General features: G+C 65.8%; 17 protein-coding genes. 3 read left to right on the top strand and 14 right to left on the bottom strand.

Translation table 11 applies throughout. The annotated features are described in order from the left end of the window. Positions 1 to 29 precede the first annotated feature (29 nt). The 12 genes from IV112_RS15865 to IV112_RS15810 form a co-directional block, all read right to left on the bottom strand. Complete coding sequence (locus tag IV112_RS15865) at positions 30 to 914, bottom strand: urease accessory protein UreD (protein ID WP_304005047.1); 885 nt, start codon at positions 912 to 914, stop codon at positions 30 to 32. Beyond that, positions 904 to 1,545, bottom strand: a complete 642-nt coding sequence (gene ureG, locus IV112_RS15860) for an urease accessory protein UreG (protein ID WP_304005044.1) — start codon at positions 1,543 to 1,545, stop codon at positions 904 to 906. Before ureG ends, IV112_RS15865 begins: the two co-directional genes overlap by 11 nt. 4 nt (positions 1,546 to 1,549) lie before the next feature. Further along, positions 1,550 to 3,262 (bottom strand): urease subunit alpha, encoded by a 1,713-nt coding sequence (gene ureC / locus IV112_RS15855; RefSeq protein WP_304005040.1) that lies wholly within the window; start codon positions 3,260 to 3,262, stop codon positions 1,550 to 1,552. 31 nt (positions 3,263 to 3,293) lie between these two features. After that, positions 3,294 to 4,004: an urease subunit beta gene (locus IV112_RS15850; RefSeq protein WP_304005037.1), complete on the bottom strand. Its 711-nt coding sequence runs from the start codon at positions 4,002 to 4,004 to the stop codon at positions 3,294 to 3,296. A gap of 35 nt (positions 4,005 to 4,039) precedes the next feature. Next, on the bottom strand, positions 4,040 to 4,783 hold the full coding sequence (locus tag IV112_RS15845) for an urease accessory protein UreF (protein ID WP_304005034.1): 744 nt from the start codon (positions 4,781 to 4,783) through the stop codon (positions 4,040 to 4,042). 1 nt (position 4,784) lies between these two features. Next, positions 4,785 to 5,276: an urease accessory protein UreE gene (gene ureE, locus IV112_RS15840; protein WP_296812270.1), complete on the bottom strand. Its 492-nt coding sequence runs from the start codon at positions 5,274 to 5,276 to the stop codon at positions 4,785 to 4,787. Between the two features lie 94 nt (positions 5,277 to 5,370). Continuing rightward, complete coding sequence (urtA, locus tag IV112_RS15835; protein ID WP_019917770.1) at positions 5,371 to 6,546, bottom strand: urea ABC transporter substrate-binding protein; 1,176 nt, start codon at positions 6,544 to 6,546, stop codon at positions 5,371 to 5,373. 638 nt (positions 6,547 to 7,184) lie between these two features. Beyond that, positions 7,185 to 7,505, bottom strand: a complete 321-nt coding sequence (locus tag IV112_RS15830) for a hypothetical protein (RefSeq protein ID WP_043363895.1) — start codon at positions 7,503 to 7,505, stop codon at positions 7,185 to 7,187. A gap of 4 nt (positions 7,506 to 7,509) precedes the next feature. Beyond that, entirely contained in the window at positions 7,510 to 8,199 is a 690-nt protein-coding gene (locus tag IV112_RS15825; protein WP_304005027.1) for a tetratricopeptide repeat protein, read from the bottom strand. A gap of 31 nt (positions 8,200 to 8,230) precedes the next feature. After that, the gene (locus IV112_RS15820) at positions 8,231 to 9,211 is read right to left on the bottom strand and encodes a hypothetical protein (RefSeq protein ID WP_304005024.1); all 981 of its coding nucleotides are present in this window, start codon (positions 9,209 to 9,211) and stop codon (positions 8,231 to 8,233) included. Between the two features lie 75 nt (positions 9,212 to 9,286). After that, positions 9,287 to 11,683, bottom strand: a complete 2,397-nt coding sequence (locus IV112_RS15815; protein WP_304005021.1) for a N,N-dimethylformamidase beta subunit family domain-containing protein — start codon at positions 11,681 to 11,683, stop codon at positions 9,287 to 9,289. Positions 11,684 to 11,790: 107 nt separating this feature from the next. Beyond that, complete coding sequence (locus IV112_RS15810; protein WP_019917764.1) at positions 11,791 to 12,231, bottom strand: hypothetical protein; 441 nt, start codon at positions 12,229 to 12,231, stop codon at positions 11,791 to 11,793. A gap of 276 nt (positions 12,232 to 12,507) precedes the next feature. Here IV112_RS15810 and IV112_RS15805 point away from each other — a divergent pair, with 276 nt between their 5' ends. The 3 genes from IV112_RS15805 to IV112_RS15795 all read left to right on the top strand — a co-directional run bounded on the left by IV112_RS15805 (position 12,508) and on the right by IV112_RS15795 (position 19,486). Next, positions 12,508 to 13,677, top strand: coding sequence for a transporter substrate-binding domain-containing protein (locus IV112_RS15805; RefSeq protein ID WP_304005018.1), 1,170 nt, complete (start codon positions 12,508 to 12,510; stop codon positions 13,675 to 13,677). After that, positions 13,674 to 14,300, top strand: a complete 627-nt coding sequence (locus IV112_RS15800) for an ANTAR domain-containing response regulator (protein ID WP_304005014.1) — start codon at positions 13,674 to 13,676, stop codon at positions 14,298 to 14,300. Before IV112_RS15805 ends, IV112_RS15800 begins: the two co-directional genes overlap by 4 nt. 371 nt (positions 14,301 to 14,671) lie before the next feature. Then, the gene (locus IV112_RS15795) at positions 14,672 to 19,486 is read left to right on the top strand and encodes a hypothetical protein (RefSeq protein WP_304005011.1); all 4,815 of its coding nucleotides are present in this window, start codon (positions 14,672 to 14,674) and stop codon (positions 19,484 to 19,486) included. 110 nt (positions 19,487 to 19,596) lie between these two features. On the opposite strand, the gene IV112_RS15790 is transcribed toward IV112_RS15795, so the two are convergent. Together IV112_RS15790 and IV112_RS15785 are read right to left on the bottom strand one after the other, a co-directional pair. Further along, on the bottom strand, positions 19,597 to 21,270 hold the full coding sequence (locus tag IV112_RS15790) for a formate--tetrahydrofolate ligase (RefSeq protein ID WP_304005008.1): 1,674 nt from the start codon (positions 21,268 to 21,270) through the stop codon (positions 19,597 to 19,599). 134 nt (positions 21,271 to 21,404) lie between these two features. After that, positions 21,405 to 22,382, bottom strand: coding sequence for an HpcH/HpaI aldolase/citrate lyase family protein (locus IV112_RS15785; RefSeq protein WP_020165103.1), 978 nt, complete (start codon positions 22,380 to 22,382; stop codon positions 21,405 to 21,407). Positions 22,383 to 22,392 lie beyond the last annotated feature (10 nt).

Genomic DNA, 22,392 nt, shown 5'->3' with positions numbered 1-22,392 from the left:
CGCCATCGGGATCGGTGTGCCGCGACGCTTTAGCGTCGTCGCAGCGCCGGCGCTGAGCCGGTGTGATGCGTGCGCGCCGCAGCCCACGCGGCGTGCATGATTCTCTCCAGCCGGACGGCATCGACCGCCAGTGCGCGGAACACGATGCCGGCGTCGTTCGGCAGCTGACTGGCACCGGCCAGCGTACCCTCGACCTCAGCAAGCGCCCGCAAGGTCTGCAGCAATTCGGCATCGGCTGATTCGCCCAGCAGCCACAGCGACCCGTGCATGCGCAGCCCGGCGTTTGCGCCGGCGTTGCCCGACAGCCAGTTTCCGCCGTCGATGCACATCCGTTCCCGTGCCAGCAGCTGTCCGTTCGCGTCGCGCACCGTCATCGCCGATTCGAGCCGGGCAAACGATCGCTGCCCACCAGTGGGGTCGTGTGGCAGAAAGCTGTCGGCAACCACGACCAGCGCGCCGTCCGCCAGTGTCACCTCGACATCGCTCACCATGTGGCTGCCCGGAAACAGGATGAGCGGCGCCGGCATGTACTCCAGCAATGCGCGCGGATGTGCGACGAGCCGCAGGCGCTGCACCGCCGATCCACCGTGCATCGCGTGCACGATGGTCGATGCCGGGGTGGCGACGTGGGCGCGCGCACCCTGCCCCACGTCGATCCGGCCGGCCAGCCGCTCGTGCTCGAACAATCCGCCCGACACCGACTGCAGATATACGACGCACAGATCGGGCGCCGAGCCATCGACGTGCAGCGCACGACCGACGTGCACCGGGTAGCCGACGAACTGGCGCCCCAGGTAGCTGCGGCCGGTCGCGTCGCGCGCGAAGGCGAGATCGACGCAGGGCCGAATCTCGACCGGCGGCACCTGTTCTGCAACCGAGCGCAGCGCATCGACAAGTGCCGGCTCAGCGATCAAACAGCACCTCCTGCGCGATGCGCTCGACCACCGCGTCGACACCGTCGCCGCGCGCGCAGTTGGTGAGCAGCGTCGCGCGGCCGGCGCGCACCTCTTCCGCTTCGGCCACCATGCGCGGCAGATTCACATTCACGTGTGGTGCGAGATCGACCTTGTTGATCACCAGCAGGTCGCACTGCAGTACGCCCAGGCCGCGTTTGCGCGGAATATCGTCGCCGCCAGCCACGTCGATCACGAACAGCCAGTAGTCGACCAGATCGAGCGAGAAGGAGGACGCCAAGTTGTCGCCGCCACTCTCGATCAGGATCAGTTCCAGGCCGGGGTAGGCGCGGTCCAGCTCGTCGGCGGCGGCGAGGTTGAGCGTGGGGTCTTCGCGGATTGCGGTGTGCGGGCAGGCGCCGGTTTCCACCGCCAGCACGCGCTCCGGCGCGATCAAGCCGCTGCGGCGCACGCGCTCGGCGTCCTCGGCGGTGACCAGATCGTTGGTGATGACCGCGATGTCGGTGCCGCGCGCGATGAAACGCGGAATGAGCTGTTCCAGCAGCGCGGTCTTGCCCGAACCGACCGGGCCGCCGATGCCGACGCGGGCGGCGCCGCGCGGTCGTGCGTGGGAATTCAGTTGTGCGGACATGGCATCACCTCAGCATGTAAAGACGGTTCAATGGCACGCGGTCGACCGGCGGGCAGCTGATGACGCGGCCATCCACGCTCACTTCGAAGGTCTGCGGATTGACCGTGATGTTCGGGCAGGCAGCGTTGCGCACCATGTCGGACTTCTGCAGCGTGCGCGTGCCCTTGCAGGGCAGCAGTGCCTTGCGGATGTCGAGCCGGCCATGCAGGTCGCTGTCGAGCGACGCGGCACACACGAAATTGGCCGACAGCCCCTGCGGTGCGCGACCGAAGGCGCCCCACTGCGGACGCATGATGAGCGGCTCGCAGGTCATCAGCGACGCGGCCGAGTCACCCATCGCGCCATAGGCAATGAAGCCGCCCTTGACCACGATTTCCGGCTTGATACCGAAGAAGGCGGGCCGCCACAGCACGATGTCGGCGAGCTTGCCCGGCTCCAGCGAACCGACGTGGTGATCGACGCCGAACGATCGCGCCGCGTTGATCGTGTACTTCGCGATGTAGCGCAGGATGCGTTCGTTGTCGGCGCTGCGCGTGGTTTCCTCCGGCAGGCGACCGAACTGGTCCTTCATCTTGCTGGCCAGCTGCCAGGTGCGGCAGATCACTTCGTTGATGCGCCCCATGCCCTGGCTGTCCGAGCCCAGCATCGAGATCGCGCCCATGTCGTGCAGCACGTCCTCGGCAGCGATGGTCTGCGCGCGGATGCGGCTTTCGGCGAAGGCCACGTCCTCGGGCACCGCCGGATTCAGGTGGTGGCACACCATGATCATGTCCAGGTGCTCGTCGAAGGTATTCACCGTGTAGGGGTTGGTCGGGTTGGTCGACGACGGCAGGCAGTGCTGCAACCCGGCCACGCAGATCACGTCCGGCGCATGGCCGCCGCCCGCACCTTCGGTGTGGTACATGTGAATGGTGCGGCCCCTCGTCGCCGCCAGCGTGTCCTCGAGGAAGCCGGATTCGTTCAGCGTGTCGGTGTGCAGCTGGACCTGGAAATCCATCTCGTCGGCCACCGACAGGCAGGTGTCTATCGTGGCCGGCGTGGCGCCCCAGTCCTCGTGGATCTTCAGGCCGATGCAGCCGGCCTTCATCTGTTCGACCAGCGATTCCGGGCGCGACGAATTGCCGCGGCCAAGGAAGCCGAAGTTCATCGGCCACTGTTCGGACGCCTGCAGCATGCGACCGACATTCCATGCGCCGCCGCAGTCGATGCCCACGGTGATCGGCCCGAGCGATCCGCCGAACATGGTCGTGATGCCGGAGGCCAGCGCGTGCTCCACCAGCTGCGCCGAATCGAAATGCACGTGCACGTCCAGCCCGCCGGCGGTGGCGATCAGCCCTTCGCCGTCGCGCACGGTGGTGGCGTTGCCGACCAGCAGCTGCGGATGCACGCCATCCATCACGTGCGGATTGCCGGCCTTGCCGATGGCGACGATGCGCCCGTCTTTGATGCCGATGTCGCCCTTGACGATGCCGGCAACCGCATCAATCACGACGACGTTGCTGATCAGCATGTCGAGCGCGCCCTGTTCGGACGTGAGGCCGCCCATCATGCCGAGCCCGTCGCGCAGCGTCTTGCCGCCACCATGCAGGCACTCGTCGCCGGGCGTCGAGAAGTCGTGCTCGATTTCCGCCAGCAGCGAGGTGTCGCCCAAGCGCACCATGTCGCCCTTGGTCGGACCGTACATCGCCGCGTAGTCGCGGCGGGTGAGCCATGTCATGTCGTGTTCTCCCTGTTGTCGATGACAGCGCTCAGGCGCCGCGGAATCCGGCCTGGCGTGCGCGCGCCAGCGCGTCCGGCAGGCCGGTGGCGTCGCCGGTCGGGCCCTCGGCCAGACGGTTAAGACCGAACACCTCGCCGCTGCCGCCGAAGGCGACCAGCGTCACTTCCTTGTCCTCACCGGGCTCGAAGCGCACCGCGGTGCCGGCAGCGATGTCGAGGTGCATGCCCCAGGCCTGGGCGCGGTCGAATTCGAGCGCGCGGTTCACCTCGAAGAAGTGGAAATGGCTGCCCACCTGTATCGGCCGGTCGCCGGTGTTCAGCGCGCGCAGCGTGGCGCGGCGGCGACCGGCGTTCAGTTCAATCTTCCCCTCGGCCGGGATGATTTCGCCCGGCGTGCGCAGCGGTGTGCCCGCTGTCTCGGTCTGTGCACCCGCGCCCGGACGTATCGGGTCATGCACGGTCACCAGCTTGGTGCCGTCGGGAAAGCTGGCTTCGACCTGGATCATCGGCATCAGCGCCGCGACGCCGGGCAGCACGTCGTCGCTGTTCAGAATTTGCGAGCCGAAGCCGATCAGTTCGGCCACCGTGCGGCCGTCGCGTGCCCCCTCGAGAATGTCGTCGACGATGATCGCGATCGCCTCTGGACAATTGAGCTTCAGGCCGCGCGCGCGGCGCCGGCGCGCCAGTTCGGCGGCGTTGAATATCGTCAGTCTTTCGAGTTCGGTCGGTGTCAGCAGCATGGGGTGCCTCCTCTCTTCTGCATGTCAGTCAGCACTCAGTTCGCGAACAGCCGGGCATTGCGCGGCTCGTGGCGCATGGCGGCGATGTCGAGCGCCGGTGCGCCGTTCCACAGTTCGTCGGTCGAGGGCGGCGTCGTGTCGATGACGCGCGCGATCAGCGGCCGCGTGCGCGCCAACAGGCGCTGACCTTCGGTGTGACCGATCAGACCCATGCGCAGCGCGGCACCCACCACCGTGGTGCACAGGCCGCTGGCCGCCATCGCGTCGCAGCCGGAGGCCGACAGTCCGTAGGCGCCCCAGACGAGGCCCTGCACCACCGGCAGATGCCCGGGCAGACCGGCGGCGCGCACCTGGTCGAGATAGACCTGGGCGATGCCGAGACCGAGATCGGCGTGCACGCGAAGCTGCGTGAAGCCGAGCCGACGGCTCGCGTCGCGCCAGCCGCGCACGAGGTTCATCGCCTCGCACAGGCGGTCCAGTTCGGTCGCCTCGGCCAGCGCGGCCGCGCCACGCTGCGACCAGGCGGTGCGCGCCGCCTGCATCAGCGGCCGGTCGAATCCAGCCCAGCGCTGTTCGATGTGGCTGCACAGCAGCTCGAACACCTGTTCGGCGCCGCCAACCTTGCCGTCGAGCTTCAGCGACTCCAGGCCCCACGAGAACGAGGTGGCACCGCTGGGAAAGAAGCTGTCGGCGAACTGCAGCATGCCGAGCATGCCGATCGCGTCGCCGCCGCCATCGTCGGGCGACGGAATGTGAAAAGGCGCGTGCGGTGCGTTCATGTCAGTGCGCATGGGGAACGGCGAGATAGCGTGTTCCGCCCTGCGCCGGCGCATCGAGCACGGTCGCGTCGCCGCGCGCCAGCAGATGCGTCATGCGCTTCAGATAGCCCTCGCGCGGGCCTTCGAGCGCGATCCACAGGCAGTCGGCTTCGAAGCGCACCTTCCAGTGCATATTGCCGGCGAAGTAGCCTATCTCCAGCGCGCCAGCGGCGTGCGCGGCGCGCAGCACCAGCCACTGCGGCTCGTCGAGCATCACCAGCACGGCGCGCCCCGGTTCGAGCAGCAGCACGGAGCCGTTCTCGAGCTGTGCGCCGCGGTCCAGCATCAGCGCCAGTTCGGTGCCGCGGTCGGTCACCAGGCGCTGACGGCGGCGGGCCAGGTCGTTGCGCGACAGGCGCACGCGCTCGACGCCGCCGTCGTGTTCGATGTGATGCAGCCGGTCGGCAATGTCCGGGTCGGACGCATTGCCGACGATGTCTGTCAGTCTGAGCATTGTTCGGTCTCTTCCTTGCGGTCGGGTCCGGGCTGTCCCGCAGATGTCGCGGGACAGCCACCAGCAGCGCAGCCGCCCGCGGGCGGCGTGCGGCTTACAGCGTCGGGTAGGGATTGGGTTCGATCAGCGGCGATTCGTAGATCAGCTTGACCTGACCGTCGGCGGTGAAGGAACCGATGCGCGCCTGTTTCCACAGGTGGTGGTTGGTCGCGTGGAACTTCACCTTGCCTTCCGGTCCTTCGAACTCGAGGTTGGCCGAGGCGGCGACCACCTTGTCGACGTCGAAGCTCTTGGCCTTCTCGACGGCCATCTTCCACAGGTAGACCGCGGTATAGGCGCTGGCCAGCGTGTCGCCGGTGACGCGCTTGTCGCCGTACTTGGCCTTGAAGGCGGCGACGAATTTCTTGTTGGCCGGGTTGTCCAGGCTCTGCAGATAACTCATGCAGGTGAGCACGTCCTGCACGTTCTCCTTGCCGATGCCCGACACTTCCTCTTCCGACACGGCCAGCGCCATCACCGTGGTCTTGTTGAAGTTCACGCCGGCCGCCTTGAGCTGCTTGTAGAAGGCGACGTTGGAGCCCCCGACCACGGTGCTCAGAATGATGTCGGGCTTGGTGGCCTTGATCTTGTTGATGGTCGAACCGAAGTTGGTGCTGCCCAGCGGCAGGTATTCCTCGCCCAGCACCTTGCCGCCGCCCTTGACTATGGTCGGGCGCGCGATCTTGTTGGTGACGCGCGGCCAGATGTAGTCGGAACCGATCAGATAGACCGTCTTGCCGCGATTGGCCAGCAGCCAGTTGCAGGCCTGTATGCACTGCTGGGTCGCTTCGTGTGCGGTGTAGAGGATGTTCGGCGACTGTTCCTGGCCTTCGTAGTAGGTCGGGTAGTACAGCAGGCCCTTCATCTGTTCGAACACCGGCAGCACCGCCTTGCGCGACGCCGAGGTATAGCAGCCGAACACCGCCGCGACCTTGTCGCGATCGAGCAGCTTGCGCGCCTTCTCGGCGAAGGTCGGCCAGTCGCTGGCGCCGTCCTCGACCACAGGTACGATCTTCTTGCCAAGCACGCCACCGGCGGCGTTGATCTCGTCGATGGCCAGCTTCTCGGCGTCGACCACCGACGCTTCGGCCAGCGCGATGGTGCCGGTCAGCGAGTGCAGGATGCCGACCTTGACCGTATCGTCGGCCATGGCGTTGCGCACCATCCACGGACCTGCGACGGATGCGAGCGCAAGGCCTTTGATGATGTCGCGCCTGATTTGATTCTTCATGATGGACCTCGATGGAAGTGATGAAAGAAAGTGGCTTGCGATCGCACCGTCGTCGTTGCCGGTGCGGACTTACGTGTCGAGAAGGCGAAAAAAAAAGGCCTGCCCGGATCCGGAGATCCAGGGCAGGCCCTTTTGCCTTGTTCCGCGCCGGCAATGCTGGCGGAGCGGAAAGTTGAATCGATGATAGGAAGGCTGCTGCGGTGCGTCAAGCATCGGCAACGGCTTTTTTCTCAAATTCTTTTCGATGGTCCGAGAGCGTGGATGCACGCGCTTTCAGATCATCAATACATCGGCATTCTCGTGCGCGCGCCGACGTTTCGCATCAGCGCGCGCCCTCCCCTGTCGGAGCGGCCTTGGCGGACCTTACGCTCCGATCGAGGCTGCAATCGCGAGCAAGCTCGCTCTCACAAGACTTCGACTCCAGCAACGCGTCACGCACCCCTGTGGGAGCGGCGCCTGCAATCTGCAGGCTTCGGTTCAGGCTACCGTCGGGGTCAAGACCCCTCCCACAGAACCCCGGCTCCAGCTCGGGTCACGGATCCGGTGCACGTCCCCTGTGGGAGCGGCCTTGGCCGCGACGCGGGGGCTGCGTGCCGCGGCCTTCGATGCGGGCTGCCGTCGCGGTCAGAAGACCGCTCCTACAAGATCGTGTCGTCTTCATCCGCAGTCGTCGATCTTCGGTACATGAACACACAACGGCCTGCGCCCGGTGCACTCGACGCACGCGCCGGATGCAGCCGGTAGCGGCCGGTCATGAAGTCGACCACGGTGCGCGCGGCGTTCACCGACAACGCCGGCTTCCACAGCCAGATGTCGCGCTCGGGATCGACGCCGCACAGGCCGAACAGCGCGTGTTCCGGGTCGTCGGCCATGCCTATGGACCACTCGTCCATGCGCGCGCCGAACTCCTTGATGTAGGTGAGGCACTCGAACTTGATCTGCTGCACGCTATAGCTCATCGCATCACCCCGGAACCGGAATCAGCCGTGCCGGCGACGACACCGCTGCGGTGCGGCTGCGCCACTGATCGAACAGCGCGGCCCCCTTCTGTTTCTCTTCGGCCGACATCTGGCCGATCATGCCTTCGAGCGCGTTGAGCGCGCTGCCCACGCCGTGCTGTGCAGCCAGCGACAGCCAGGCGAAGGCCTGCGCCCTGTCCTTGTCCACGCCCAGGCCGTTGGCGTACATGAAGCCCAGCCGCGCCTGCGAGGGAAAGTGCCCCTGCCCGGCCGCCTGCCGGTACCAGTGCGCCGCCTGCGCCTCGTCCTGCGCGGTGCCCTGCCCCTTGAAATAAAGCGTCGCCAGATTGCTCTGCGCCATCGCGTCCCCGGCCTCTGCTGCCGCGCGCAGCCAATGCAGCCCGCGTTCCGGATCGGCCGGCGTGCCGTTGCCCATCATCAGCATGGCGCCGACATTGGTCTGCGCCGGCACATGGCCGCCTTCCGCGGCACGCAGATACCAGCGAAAGGCCGTCGCCAGATCGGCCGGCACGCCTTCGCCATTCGCGTGCAGCGCGCCGACCCAGGCCTGCGCCTCGACACAGCCTTCATCCGCCAAGGTTTCGAACAGCTGCGCCGCGGTCGCCAGATCGCCGTCGTGGTAAGCGGCCACCGCATCGTCGAGCTGCAGCGTTGTTTCCATCAGTGCATGCATATGGATATCTCCCGGTGTGCGTGATCTGCCTTCAGCGCGCAGCGATGCACGCCATCACTTGTGTCTCGATCCATCGTCCGCCGGCATCAAGCCGGGTGGCGGGGTCGCAGCCGCGCCCGCCGATGCCGCCGCCTTCGATCGCCGACTGCGCCTCCGCGGCGGCGGCGAGACGGGCGTTCAGCAGCGTCTCCCATGAAAGCGTCGCGTCGTCGCCCCCGAAGATGGCGACGCGGCACAGCGTGCGGGTCAGCGATACCGGCTGCAGCACGACGGCACAGCAGCCTGGGGCGGATGACAGCAGCACCAGATTCGGAAACAGCAGCGCCGCCCGACCTTCGGCGTCGGCACGGCACAGCGCGACGTCGCCCGACACAAGCGTGGCGGAGGCCGCCAGCAGATGCTGGGCGACCAGCTTCCAGTTGGCGTCGCAGGCGATCCAGCGGCTGCGATGGCTGTCCGCCTGCACACCGGCCCACGCCGGTAGCGTCGACGTCAGCGCTCGGGCGGTCGGCCCGAACGACGACCCGTGCGGATCGAGGCTGACGAACAGCAACGGCCCCCAGCTCGCGGTGCGCACCGGCAGCAGACGCTCAGGCCGCAGGCCGAGATACTGGTACATCTCGGGCGTGCCCTCGCCCAGCTCGCCGGCGGCAATCGCCGGACGATCCAGGCTGTGACCGCAAGAGGTGAAGGAACACGGCGTCTTCGCGCCCTGCTGGCACTGCAGCGGCACCACGCGACAGCCACCGTGCTGCGCCTTGTTGAAGCGGCCGGCCAGGCCGCCGTCCGGCAGGCGCTGAACATGGATGGCATGGTCGCCGACGGTGAAGGGCAGCAGGTCGCCGGCGGCCGGCATATCGAGCGCGCTGCCCACGCATACCCACTCGCGCGTCCAGATCGCATCGTCCTCGGCGCGGGAAAAATCCAGCCCGCGGAAGGCGGCGACGTCGAATGCGCCGCTCCCCAATGGCCGGCGGTGCAGATGCACCGGATGTTCGGTCATGCATTCCATCTGACGAATCCTCGATGTGATGCCTTCTGCGCGGAGTTCGCCCGCAGTGCGGGCGAACCCTGCCCGTGCGTCAGATCAGCCCTTCGACGCCAGCGCCGGCGACTCGTAATCCGCGCGACCGCGGTGCTTGTACGCTTCCTTCGGCGCGGCCGGCAGCGGGCCGTCCAGCATGAAGCGGTCGAGCACGTTCTTGGTCAGACGCGAAATGTTGTTGTCGCAGTTGTTCCACGGCAGCGAACCGCAGTAGGCGATGGAGCTGAAGGCAAAGCAGCCCCCGCCATTGGGTGTTTCGTGGAAGGTGATGTCGGCGCGCACGCGCGGATGCACGGTGCCGTCAAGCCCCTGCTGGTTGAAGCCGAAATCCTCCATCACCAGCAGGTAGGCCTCGGTGTGACGGCCGGCCGACGTGGCGACGGTGAGGATGTGCGGCGGCGAACCCAGCATGGTGTCGACGATGTCCAGTTCCAGACCGGCCGCACCGCCGCCGACCAGACCGAAGTTGCCGAGGTTCTCCTCGTAGCTGATGCCGTCGAAGGCCCAGCTGACGCGCGGATCCAGACTTTCCGGCGTGCGCGAGAAGTAGGACGAGATGTCGAAGCCCTCGGACGACATGCCGGTGCCCGCCACCGAGTGCAGGTAGCGGCCGCGGTAACGCCACATGCCGCCCAGTTCGCCCGTTCCCTGGTGGTAGTACTCGCCCGGATCGGCGCGCCAGGTGCGGATGCCGGATTCGCAGCGGCGCATTTCGGTGACGATGCCGCGGCCCAGTCCGTCGTAGGCCGGATGGAAGGAATGCACCCAGTACCAGGCATCCGCGCCCATATACATCAGGCGGCCCCCGCGCTGCGTGTAGTTGTGCAGCGCGTCGAGCTGGGTGCCCGAATTGTGCTCGGGGTGCGAGCCGGTGATGATGACGTTGTAGTTCTCCAGCCGGGCCAGACCGTCGTAGGTCACGTCCTCGTCGGTGAACACGTCGTACTCGTAGCCCATCTGTTCCAGCCAGCAGATCAGGTGCAGATCGGCCGGGTACTGCCACGGCGCCTGCGCGAGGAAGTGGTCGTACTTGGGGCGGATGCTCAGGATGGGACGCAGTCGCGACGACAGGCAGATGCCGCTGCCGTCGGTGTGGGTGTCGTAGATCGAGCCGCCGTACTCGCGGTGTTCGGCGAGGAACATGTTCTGCTGCTGCATGATGGGCACGCGATAGACGAACAGTTCGGCGCCGCCCGCGTTGCACGCGACGTGCTCGTTCGCGTAGGCCATGTAGCTGATGGTGGGCACCATGACCGCGATCTTCGACTGTTCCTGGCCGATCTTCGGCACGATCCAGAACGGGACGTAGTCCTCGTCACCTTCCGGCGTGGTGAGCTTGGCGGCGTAGAAGCGGCTCTTGATGTCGGCCGGCACGGTCCATTCGAAGCTCACTTCCCAGCGCGCGTTGTCGAGGTCGTCGTCGTGGAAGTGGATGGCACCGTATTCCTTCGGCGCCACCTTCCAGTCGAAGGTCTGGCCGGCCCAGTTGTAGCCGGTCAGCGCGCGCGTCGGGCAGTTAACGAGCGTGGCGTCGAAGCGGTAGGGGCCGGCGTCCTTCGCGACCAGCGTGTCGATGCCGTCGGAAAAGTCCCAGGCGGCGACGATGGCTTCCGACAGCGCGCCGGTCGGGCCGGCGTTGCGGCGCTCGGTCAGGCCGGGCTGCGCGCCGCCCTTCATCATTTCGATCTCGAAGCGCGACAGCGCGCGGCTGCACAGGCGCGGGCTGTCTATCTTGCCGTTGTAGTGGCCGCCGACGATGACGCCCTGCGGCAGCGACGACAGGCCCAGCGGCCCCGGCTCGACATGGTCGACGTAACCGGCGATCACCAGCGGCAAGTCAGTGTGTTCGACCTTGCCCTTGAAGCTCGCCTTGACCGGCGGGATTTCGGGGTCCAGCGCATACACCACCTGAGGCTCGTGATACAGCACCACCTCGCCGGTCTTCGCGTCGAAACTGGCGGCTATGACGTGCCAGGCGTGGTCGCGCAGCGGCGCGCCGGTGCTGTAGGTCTCGCCATTGATACGCAGCTCGACACAGCCGTCGGTATTGATGAACAGGCCGTAACCCTTGCCGTCCGACCATTTCGTCACCAAGCCCTGGGCGCCGTGCTTCCAGTAGCGCTTGTCGGTCTTCGGCGTAGTCGGCCAGATCCAGCACTGCAGCGTGAAGCTGTCCGGCTTCAGCTGCGGCGCATCCGCCACGAAGCCGTACGAGCCGCCGTAGACGACCTGCTTGATACCGTCGTAGACGCCCTCGCAGTCCGCCTTCACCGCCTTCTCGATGAAGCCCGGACCACGCGGATTGGTGTCGCCGTTGATCATCTGCACGATGGACGCGCTGTACTTCTTCGGTCCGTCGCAATTGACGTAGAACTTGATCTTGTCGCCCGGATGGACACTGAACTTGTCGGCGTATCCGGTCAGTCGCATTGCACACATGGTCATTTCTCCAGGCCGAGCGCCGCCCTCCGGGGGCTCGGATGCTTTTGCAGTAGATGGGGTGAAGACGGGTGCGGCCGCAGCCGCGCGTCAGCGCTGGGCGGTGATCAGGTCACCGGCCAGTTGTCGTCGCGCCGCTTGTAGCCTTCGTGGTAGTGCTCCGGCATGCCGTCGGTCTCTTCCATCTCGTCGAGACGCATCAGGAAGATGGCGTGCTGGATGTCCTGCTCGCTGGTGTAGACGGTGTCGTCGACGAACACCGGCGGCACGCCGCGGATGCCGGACAGACGCCCGATGCGCCATTCCGCGTCGATCTTGGTGCAGATGACGATGAGCTTGCCTTTGGGCGACGCACCGCGCATGCGCAGCAGCACGCGCTTGAGCAAGGGGTCTTCGTGCACGCCGCCGCTGATGTGGGTGGTGTCACCGGGTGTCGCGCACTTGAGCACCGAGAAGCCGGCCACGCCGGCCATGGACTTCACGCACTCGAGGTGTTCCTGGATCAGCCGGTCGCGTTCCGGCGTGCCTTTCCTGGGGATCGGAATCACTGCACTCTCCTTCAAGGGTTGAACATCTGGAAGCTCCTGTCGCGACCGGCCGGCACTGGCCAATGCGAAAAATCGCGAAAAATCGCAAAAACTCGAAAGCGAAAAACCAAAACAAAAAGGCCTGCCGGATCCGGAGATCCGTGCAGGCCTTTTTGCCCGTCTTCGCGCCCGGCAGTGTTGGCGGGGCGAAGCGTTGAGTGAATCTTAGTGAGCCTCTTTCGCGCGGTCAAGCTCTGTTAGTATCGATCACGTTTTTTGTCACCCGGCCGCAAACCCGTGTCCACAAACGATCCCATCAAGGTCGGTGTTCTGTTCTCGCGCGAGGGCGTGACATCGCGCATCGAAAACACGATGCTCGCCGGAACGCTTTTCGCGATCCGCGAGATCAACGATGCCGGCGGCATCCACGGCCGGGAGCTGGTTCCGGTCTACTACGATCCGCAGTCGAATCCGCAGCAATTCCGCTCGCTCGCGACCCGTCTGGTGCAGGATGACAAGGTCAATGTCATCTTCGGCTGCTACATGTCGAGCACGCGCAAGGCGGTGCTGCCGGTGGTCGAAAGATGGAACCGCCTCCTGTTCTGCCCGACCATGTACGAGGGCTTCGAGTTCTCGAACAACATCATCTACACCGGCGGTGCGCCGAACCAGAACAGCGCTCTGCTTGCCGACTACATGTCGACCCGTTTCGGCGCGCGGGTGTACCTGATCGGCAGCGACTACATCTTTCCCTACGAGTCGAACCGCATCATGAGCGACTTCGTGCACCACCGTCAGGGTGGCGCCAAAGTGGGCGAGCGCTATGTGCATCTCGACGCGAAGGAAAGCGCCTTCACGCCGATCATGAAAGACATCAAGGCCAAGCAGCCGGACTTCATCTTCTCGACCATGGTCGGCAAGACCACCCGCATGCTCTACCAGGCCTACGCGGACGCCGGTTTCGATCCGAAGAAGATGCCGATCGCCAGCCTGTGCACCAGCGAGGAAGAAGTATCCGAAATGGGTATCCGGCTGGCCGAAGGTCACTACACGGCGGGCACCTATTTCCAGTCGATCGACACCCCGCGCAACCGCGACTGCGTGGCGCTGTTCCGCAAGCTGTTCGGCAACGAGGTGCAGCCCAACATGAGCTGGGAGTCGTCCTACTACCAGGTGCATGTGTTCGCCGACGCCTTCCGCGAAGCGGGCAGTGACGAACATGACATCCTGCTGCCGCACATCCTCGGGCGCGAGTTCGACGCGCCGCAGGGCCGCATCCGCATCCTGCCGCACAACCACCACGCCCGCCTCTACCCGCGCATCGGCCGGGTGAACAGCGAGGGGCAGTTCACGATACTGGCCGAGACACCGGGCGGCGTCGACGCCGACCCCTATCTGGTCAGCCATTCCTTCGACGACTGGAGCACGCGGCTGCGCGTCAATGCGAGCGAAGAGGAATCGAAGTGAGCAGTCCGCCGCGCACAGGCGTACGCAGCAAGCGGATCACGCCGGAATTCCTGACCCAGCTGCGCAATCTGCGCATCGTCGTACTGCATCCGCGCGACGCCGACGGCGAGGTGCTGATCCAGCAACTGAAACGCATAGGCTGCCAGGTGCAGACCTTCTGGCCGCCGGTGCAGGACATCCCGGACAACGTCGATGTCGTGTACTACGCGATCCAGTCCAACGAGATGCACGCGCCGCTGAACTTCAGCAACTTCGAACAACCGCCCGCGGTGATCGCCGTCGTCGGCTACGAGAACCCGACCATCTTCGAAGTGATGCTGCGCCTGGGTGCCACCGGCGTGCTCAGCGCCCCACTGCGCTCGACCGGCGTGCTCGCCTCACTGGTGCTCACCGTCGGCCTGACGCAGGAGATGCGCGGCTACAAGAAGAGGGTGCAGCGGCTGGAGCAGAAGCTGCTCAGCGTGAACCAGATCAACGACGCCAAGGCCATCCTGATGCGCACCCGCGGCGTCAGCGACGCCGAGGCCTACAAGATCATCCGCGAACAGGCGATGAGCAAGCGCGTGGCAACCGAGGAAATCGCGCGGGCGATCATTCATGCGGACGAGATACTGTCGGGGTAAGCTTTCTTCAGGGCAGTACTCGCAGCAACCCCGACATCTTGCCGTGCTCGTCGATGTTCTCGGACGCTGGTCAGGTGCCGCTGTCCGTCGTGCGGGTGGTCCGCTCACGTCGGGGAGAAGCCGCGTTTCGTGGCCAGGCCAACAGCCGCCCCGCCGGCCGCTATGCCGCCGGCACAAAAATTCACGTTCTCATTCAGCCGTTGCGGCGCCTCGGAAACACCGGCCAGACGGCCGCTGCGCGGGAAGCGCGTCGCCCTCCCCATTCGACGGGCGTGCATGGAACATCGTTTCGACATCGCCTCATGCCATCATGCTGACCGCTCAAGTTTCCGCAGCCCGGGTTGCAGACCCGCTGCTTCCGGCGGCCCGTCATGACATCCAGAATCCATTTGTTTCTCGCGCTTGCCCTGTTGCTCGGTTGCCGCTTCACGGTCGCGGCTGGGCCTTCCGTCACCCTGGAGGCGCCGTGGCGCCTCACCTTGGGCGAACCTGCCCAGCGCGTGGCAGCCATCAGCGCGGGCGGGCAGCCCGTCCAGCTCACGACGCCGGACCCGGCGGTATGCAGTGTGGACGAATCCGGATTGCTGCAGATCCACCGCGGCGGGCTGTGCCGCATCGACGCCACCCTGTCAGACAGGGAGGGTCAGGAGAGCGAATCGGTACGTCGCCATCTCCGCGTGATGCCGCGCGTGGACTTCGCCCTCTGCCAGTACGGTCTGCTATGCGGTGCCGGACTCGATTCAAGACGCCGGGCCTATGCACTAGACACGCGCAGTGACTTTGCCCTCCCATCCCGCCTCCGCACCGATGCGCGTCTGCTGCAGTTCTCGCGCGCGCAGAGTCACACGCTCGCGATTGACGATGAGGGCGGCATCCATGCCTGGGGAAACAATCAACGAGGGGCGCTCGGCGATGGCACGCTCACTAGCCGAGACGAGCCCGTCCGCGTTCAGCTTCCCGACGGCGACCGTGCGATCCGCGTGCTGGCGCGCGACCTGCCGCCAGGCTCGGGAGATGCCGAGTTCAGCATGGCGATCGGCGAGAGCGGACGGCTTTACGCATGGGGATTGAGCGACATAAACAGGGTCGGCGACAGCTGGCCCGTCTATGCCTCGCCGCAGCACTACACACTGCCGACGGATGCCCCGGTTGTGGACATCGACTCGAACGGACATCACGTCCTGCTTCTGGATGGCAATGGAACGGTGTTCCGCGTGAGTGCTTCCGCCCATCATGACCCCGCATATGCGCCTGTCCAGGTTCAGCTTCCGGGGGACGCCTCGATCGTGCAGGTAGCGGCCGGATATTGGTTCGACCTGGCACTGGCCGCCGACGGCCGCATCTTCCGGTGGCCGGCAGGCGCGCACGCCGAGGTGCTTCCCAAAGGACTGCCCGTCATCCTGCCGGCATCGATCGCCCGACCCATCGTAGAACTGGATGTCGGTCGGGAACGTGACGCCTGCCTCCTCGACGACGAGGCCTCGATGTACTGCTTCGAACAGTTCCTCGACACTCCGCTCGGCGAAGCGCGCGTACACCGTGGCGTCGTGTCGGTGGACATGGACGTGCCCGGATACCTGCTCACCCTGGCCGACGGCAGCCTGCGCGACTCGAGCCGCCAGCGGGCCCGTGTCGCCGCGTACAACGATCGCTTCGATGAACGCTACGAACTGGCGGGGGAAAGCGGCACCGCAGTCGGCTTCAACGCTGGCGCGACATCCGAGAACGGGGAAGACGTCCGCAACAATGCCCACCTGGGGCGCACGGTATGGTGGCGCTGGACCGCGCCGCGCAGCGGTATTGCGGAGTTCGACCTTGTGGGCAGCGGGTTCGATACGCTGCTGACGATATTCCGCGGCGAAGAACTCGGAACGCTTACGAGACTGGCTTCGAACAATGACGACGGCGACCTGCGCACAAGTCGGCTCACTTTCGAGGTCGAGGCGGGTACCGAGTACCAGATCAGCGTCGACGGGCACTCCCTTACCCCGACTTCGGTCTGGTGGCCCGATCCGGAGGGCAGCAGCGGAGACATCCGCTTGAACTGGCAGCTCGACCCCAGACAGCCGCAACGCCTTCTGACCGGCGCCACGGTGCCGATCGTGCTGCTCGACGCAGGTGCTGACGTGGTGCATGCGCTGCCGCTGCACTTGAGTTCTGGCCTTGCCCCGGAGGTCTATAGCGAAACACCCTCGATCTGCAGGTGGGCGGACGGTGAACTGAGCGCGTTGCGCCCCGGATACTGCCGGCTGACGGTGACGCAGGCGGGCAACCCGGACTTCGCGCCGTGGCGGACACGCCTGCTGCTGACAATCGGGCGTCCTTTCGCGGGCGGCTGGCTGGCGAGCTTCCGTGCCGTGCGCGATGGTCATCTGACGAGCTGGGGCTTTGGGGAGGGAGGCATTCTTGCAGACGACACCTTCGTGTCGCGGCTACGTGCGGCGCCCGCACGTGCCGTGGATACCCCGGTGGCCGGCGTCGCGGCAGGTCAGCTGCACATGCTAGTGCTGGACACGAGCGGACGGATACGTGCCTGGGGAAGCAATTTTTCGGGAGAGCTCGGTGCGCCCGGCATGGAACTGACCCAGGCATCGCCGGCGCTTCCCGGCGACGCCCGCATCCTCCAGATCACGGCTGGCTCGAACTTCAGCATGGCGCTTGCCGATGACCTGAACATATACGCTTGGGGTGACAACGTTTATGGTCAACTGGGGAGTCTCAGCGCACCGCCGCTTTCCCCTTGGTGGACCAGAGTCGACCTGCCTGCAGACGTGGCCCCGGTGGCGATATCCGCCGGCGGCAGCTATGCGCTTGCGCTGGATGCCGCCGGTCGTCTTTACGAATGGGGCAGTCTGAACCACGAGTGGCCCAATGCGGTGAAACCGCGCGCGCGCAAGGTGAACTTCCCGGCAGGAGTGAGGATCACCTCCATGTCGATCGGCAGCGACCATGCGCTGGCGCTGACCGACACGGGTGAGGTCTACGGCTGGGGAGCAAGCAGCTTCGGCGCGTTGGGAACGTCGTCGTGGGTCGTCGCTGCGGAGCCGCAACGACTTGCCCTGCCAGACGGCACTGCGGTGGTGGCCGTCAGCGCCCACAGCGGTTTCTCGGCGCTGCAGACTGCAGATGGTCGCCTGCTCGTGAGCGGCCCGGTCGGGTCGTCATCAATGACGATTGAGGAACTGCGGGCCACGCCGCCCGGATTCCGCGCGATCGCGCTGCCGGAAGGGCTGCGTGTCGTCGCGCTTCCAACCGGGGGCTATCAGCACCTTCTGGTCGAACTGTCGGACGGGCAACTGTATGGCTGGGGTGAGAACGAGGAAGGTCAGCTCGGTCTGGGCGACCGGGTATTGCGCCGCAGCCCTGCACGGATCCCCGATCCGCCGCCCAACGACCTGCGCCGTGATGCCGAGGCCGTTTCCGGCGTGACCGGACTTTCATCCGGCAGCACACGCGACGCGGCCCGCGAAGAGGGCGAGCCCGATCACGGCATGACCGAGACTAACGGAAGCATCTGGTGGCGCTACCATGCCACCGCATCAACGTCGATGCGCTTCATCGTTCAAGGCACCTCCGCCTCGCGCTCAATAGCGCTGTACTCGGAGCGCGACGGCGGAACACTGGTGCGCAGCGGACTGGCCAAGGCGACCGGCAGCGAACTGCGTCTGGTGGCCGACATCACGGACGGTTCAGACTATCTGATCGCGCTGTCCGGGCCCGATTCCGCAGCAGGAAACATAACGCTGTCCTGGCAACCCGACGAGGCGGATACCGGCAACGGTGATCCGGTCGCACCGGTCGTATTCGTTACACCACCGCGCCAACTCACGGTTCACGACAGCGCGCAACTGGAGGTGCTGACGGTGCCCGGCGCCTCGGTAGACATGGTCAGCCTCAGCCCGGAAACCTGTCGCGTCGACGGAACGACCGTGACCGCACTGCGCGTGGGCCTCTGCCGGATTCTGGCGGGGGTCGCAGATCAGCCCGCGACATCGAACATATTGCAAATGTCGGTCGTGGCGCCAGTCGCCCACGGTGACGCCCACAACCTTTTCCGGGCACCGTTGGGCCAGATCGAAGGATGGGGCGACAACCGCCTCGGACAGCTTGGCAACGGCACCTTTAGCAGTGCGAGTGCGCAGACCGGCGTCGCCCGCCTGCCAGCCGGGGTCGGCGCACGTGCGATCGCCGCCCGGGGTGCGCGTAGCGTTGCAGTGGGCAGTGACCGCCAGTTGTACATGTGGGGTCTTGAGTGGGCCCTGCGCTCGGGACCGGCGAGCGACGATGCGACGTCGTCGGGACTTGGAGGTTTGACCACCCGAGCAGTCGCGGCGGCCATATCCGCCCTGAAGCGCAGTGAACGCAGCTCCGAGCCTCCGTGGCGTTCGACGCCCACCGCCATGAACACGGACGGCATGCCGCCGCCCCTGGACGTCGCTCTAGGCGACGCGTTCGGACTGGTCCTGACCGATGACGCCAGCCTCTATGCCTGGGGTGACAACAACCGGGGACAGCTGGGCGACACGCCTGGCGGATCGTCGACCACGCCGGTCAAGGTAGTTCTCGACGGAGAGGTCATCGACTTCGCCGCCGGCGCGCAACACGCCGTAGCCGTGCTCGCCAGCGGCCAGATTGTCGCGTGGGGCGGCAACAGCCACAGCCAGGCAGGTGGTGCGGAGGCAGACGCGGTACGGCCAAGGAAGCTCGAACATCCCGACGGACTCGCGTTTCATCGGGTGGCCGCGGGCGACCAGCACAGCCTCGCGCTTGCCGAGGACGGCAGGATCGTGGGCTGGGGGAACAACCGTCACGGACAGCTGGGCGTCGCTGGTATTGACGTCTCCGACACGCCCGTCGACATACCGCTGTCGGCCACAGGCACGGTCACGGACATCGCCGCCTCTGCAGGCTATTCGATGGCGCTGGATTCGTCCGGATACATCTACGTATGGGGACGCATGACCGACCGCATCGGCAATCCGCTGCTGCCGATGACGTCCGCACCGCGCAGGCTGAGGCTGCCCGACGGCGTTACCGGGCTCGCGATTGCCGCCGGGGAACACCGGTTCAGCGTGCTCTGCGACGACGGCGTATTGCGTGTGTTCGGCGAAGACCAGGACATCGAGCTGACGCAGATGTCTGTCAGCGGCCAGGCTGTACCATCGTTTGAGGATGCTGGCGACTGAAATGCCGTTCGTTCCGCCAGCACAGGTGCGTCGACTGAAAGTCCGGGCGCCGGAGCCGAACAAAGAAAGGCCGCCCGAAGGCGGCCTTTGTCACTGCTGCGGAAAGACGATCAGAACAGTCCCGACACCTTCCCATGCTCGTCGATGTCGATCTTCTCCGACGCCGGCACCTTGGGCAGGCCCGGCATGGTCATCATGTCGCCGCAGATGGCGACCACGAAGCCGGCGCCGTTGGCCAAGCGCACTTCGCGCACGTTGAGCGTGTGGCCGCTCGGTGCGCCCTTGGCGTTCGGATCGGCGGAGAAGGACATCTGGGTCTTCGCCATGCAGACCGGGAAGCGGCCGTAGTCGGCGTTCCAGCTTTCGAGCTGCTTGCGGGCGGCATCGGAGAAGGTGACCACAGCGGCGCCGTAGATCTTGGTGGCGATGGTGGTGATCTTGTCCTGCAGCGTCGCGTTCTCGTCGTAGACGAAGCTGTGCTTGCCCGGTGCGTTGTCGCAGATGTCGGCAACCATGCGCGCCAGTTCTTCGGCGCCGGCGCCACCGCTCGCCCAGTGACGGGCGATCACGAACTTGCCGCCGAGCGCTTCGATACGGCTCTTCAGCAGCGCGATCTCGGCGTCGGTGTCGAAGGTGAAGTGGTTCACCGACACGACGCAGGGCAGGCCGTAGTGCTCGGTGATGTTCTTCAGGTGGCGCTCGATGTTGACGATGCCCTTTTCCAGCGCGGCGAGGTTTTCCTGGTTCAGGTCTTCCTTCTTCACGCCGCCGTGGAACTTCAGCGCGCGGATGGTGGCGACCAACACGACGGCCGACGGGTTCAGCCCGGCCATGCGGCACTTGATGTCGATGAACTTCTCGGCGCCGAGGTCGGCACCGAAGCCGGCTTCGGTCACGACATAGTCAGCCATCTTCAGGCCGGCCTTGGTCGCGGTGACCGAGTTGCAGCCGTGCGCGATGTTGGCGAAGGGGCCGCCGTGGATGATGGCCGGGTTGTTCTCCAGCGTCTGCACGATGTTCGGCTTGATCGCGTCCTTCAGCAGCGTGGCCATGGCGCCCTGCGCCTTCAGGTCGCTCGCGTACACCGGCTTCTTGTCGCCCAGCGTGTAGCCGATGATGATGCGGCCGAGACGTTCCTTCAGGTCCATCAGCGAATTGGCCAGGCACAGGATGGCCATGACTTCGGACGCGACCACGATGTCGTAGCCGTCCTCCCGCACGAAGCCGTTGGCGGTTCCGCCGAGACCGATGGTGATCTTGCGCAGTGCGCGGTCGTTCATGTCGACCACACGCTTCCACTGGATCAGGCGCGGGTCGATGCGCAGTTCGTTGCCGTGGTTGATGTGGTTGTCGATCAGCGCCGACAGCAGGTTGTGCGCGGCACCGATGGCGTGGAAGTCGCCGGTGAAGTGCAGGTTGATGTCTTCCATCGGCACGATCTGCGCGTAGCCGCCGCCGGCCGCACCGCCCTTGACGCCGAACACCGGGCCCAGCGAGGGCTCGCGCAGGCAGATCATGGTCTTCTTGCCGATGCGGTTCAGCGCGTCACCCAGACCGACGGTGGTCGTGGTCTTGCCTTCGCCTGCCGGCGTCGGGCTGATCGCGGTGACCAGGATGAGCTTGCCGTCCGGACGGTCCTTCAGGCTGTTCAGGTAGTCGAGCGACACCTTGGCCTTGTAGTGGCCGTAGGGCTCGATCGCGTCTTCCGGGATGCCCAGCTTGGACACCACCTGGCTGATGCGCTGCATTTTCGCCTGCTGGGCGATTTCGATATCGGATGCCATATTGGTTTTTTCCGTGTAGTCGTCAATCGGGGTGGAAAGCGGCGGGCCTCACTACCCGCCGTTACTGCATCTGCTTCATCTGCTTCTTATATTGATCACGCGGCCGGGCCCTCCCCGGCCGCGCTGCCGCACGCTCAGCGTGCCGCGGCGATCGTGTCTGCCTTGGCGATCAGCGCTTCGGCCATGCGGATGCTGGCGATGTCGATCAGGCGACCGTCGAGCGACACGGCACCGCGGCCTTCCTTCGCCGCCTGCGCCATCGCTTCGAGAATGCGGCGTGCCTTGGTCACTTCGGCTTCCGACGGCGTGTAGACCTTGTTCGCCAGTTCGATCTGCGACGGATGAATCGCCCACTTGCCTTCGTAGCCGAGCACGGCGGCGCGGTTCGCCGCGGAAATATAGCCGTCCGGGTCGTTGAAGTCACCAAACGGGCCGTCGATCGGACGCAGGCCATAGGCGCGGCAGGCGACCATCATGCGGGTCTGCGCGGCGTGCCACGGATCGGTCCAGAAGGACTGGCGGTTGCCCTGCTCGTCCTTGTCGGTCAGCACCACGCTGTCCTTGTTCACGCCACCGATCACGGTGGTGCGGGCGCGGGTCGAGGCGGCGTAGTCGGCGACGCCGAAGCTCATCGCTTCGAGGCGCTTCGACGACTGCGCGATCGCCTCGACGTTGGCCATGCCGAGCGCGGTCTCGATCAGCACTTCGAAGCCGATGCGCTTGGTGCGCTTCTTGGCCGCTTCGATCTGCGTGACCATCATGTCGACCGCGTACACGTCGGCGGCGGTGCCGGCCTTCGGGATCAGGATCATGTCCAGGCGCGGGCAGGCTTCGACGATGTCCACCACGTCGCGGTACATGTAGTGGGTGTCCAGACCATTGATGCGCACCATCATGGTCTTGTTGCCCCAGTCGACGTCGTTCAGGCCTTCGATGATGTTCTTGCGCGCCTGTTCCTTGTCGTCCGGCGCGACCGCGTCCTCGCAGTCGAGGAAGATGATGTCGGCGGCCGACTTGGCGGCCTTCTCGAACATGCCCGGGTTGGAACCCGGAACGGCCAGTTCGGAACGGTGCAGGCGGGGCGTCGCTTGTTCGATGATCGTGAAGCTCATGGATGTCTCC

The organism is Methyloversatilis discipulorum (genome assembly GCF_018780585.1).
In the GTDB taxonomy this organism is placed as follows: domain Bacteria; phylum Pseudomonadota; class Gammaproteobacteria; order Burkholderiales; family Rhodocyclaceae; genus Methyloversatilis; species Methyloversatilis discipulorum_B.
Note: the sequence above shows the minus strand (reverse complement) of the source record. Positions and strands in the feature narration are given on the sequence as shown.

Excerpts from the sequence above, each read along its gene's own strand:
- ureG (WP_304005044.1), bottom strand. The coding sequence starts at position 1,545 with ATGTCCGCACAACTGAATTCCCACGCACGACCGCGCGGCGCCGCCCGC.
- ureC (WP_304005040.1), bottom strand. The coding sequence starts at position 3,262 with ATGACATGGCTCACCCGCCGCGACTACGCGGCGATGTACGGTCCGACC.
- IV112_RS15850 (WP_304005037.1), bottom strand. The coding sequence starts at position 4,004 with ATGCTGCTGACACCGACCGAACTCGAAAGACTGACGATATTCAACGCC.
- IV112_RS15845 (WP_304005034.1), bottom strand. The coding sequence starts at position 4,783 with ATGAACGCACCGCACGCGCCTTTTCACATTCCGTCGCCCGACGATGGC.
- ureE (WP_296812270.1), bottom strand. The coding sequence starts at position 5,276 with ATGCTCAGACTGACAGACATCGTCGGCAATGCGTCCGACCCGGACATT.
- urtA (WP_019917770.1), bottom strand. The coding sequence starts at position 6,546 with ATGAAGAATCAAATCAGGCGCGACATCATCAAAGGCCTTGCGCTCGCA.
- IV112_RS15830 (WP_043363895.1), bottom strand. The coding sequence starts at position 7,505 with ATGAGCTATAGCGTGCAGCAGATCAAGTTCGAGTGCCTCACCTACATC.
- IV112_RS15825 (WP_304005027.1), bottom strand. The coding sequence starts at position 8,199 with ATGCATGCACTGATGGAAACAACGCTGCAGCTCGACGATGCGGTGGCC.
- IV112_RS15820 (WP_304005024.1), bottom strand. The coding sequence starts at position 9,211 with ATGGAATGCATGACCGAACATCCGGTGCATCTGCACCGCCGGCCATTG.
- IV112_RS15815 (WP_304005021.1), bottom strand. The coding sequence starts at position 11,683 with ATGTGTGCAATGCGACTGACCGGATACGCCGACAAGTTCAGTGTCCAT.
- IV112_RS15795 (WP_304005011.1), top strand. The coding sequence starts at position 14,672 with ATGACATCCAGAATCCATTTGTTTCTCGCGCTTGCCCTGTTGCTCGGT.
- IV112_RS15790 (WP_304005008.1), bottom strand. The coding sequence starts at position 21,270 with ATGGCATCCGATATCGAAATCGCCCAGCAGGCGAAAATGCAGCGCATC.
- IV112_RS15785 (WP_020165103.1), bottom strand. The coding sequence starts at position 22,382 with ATGAGCTTCACGATCATCGAACAAGCGACGCCCCGCCTGCACCGTTCC.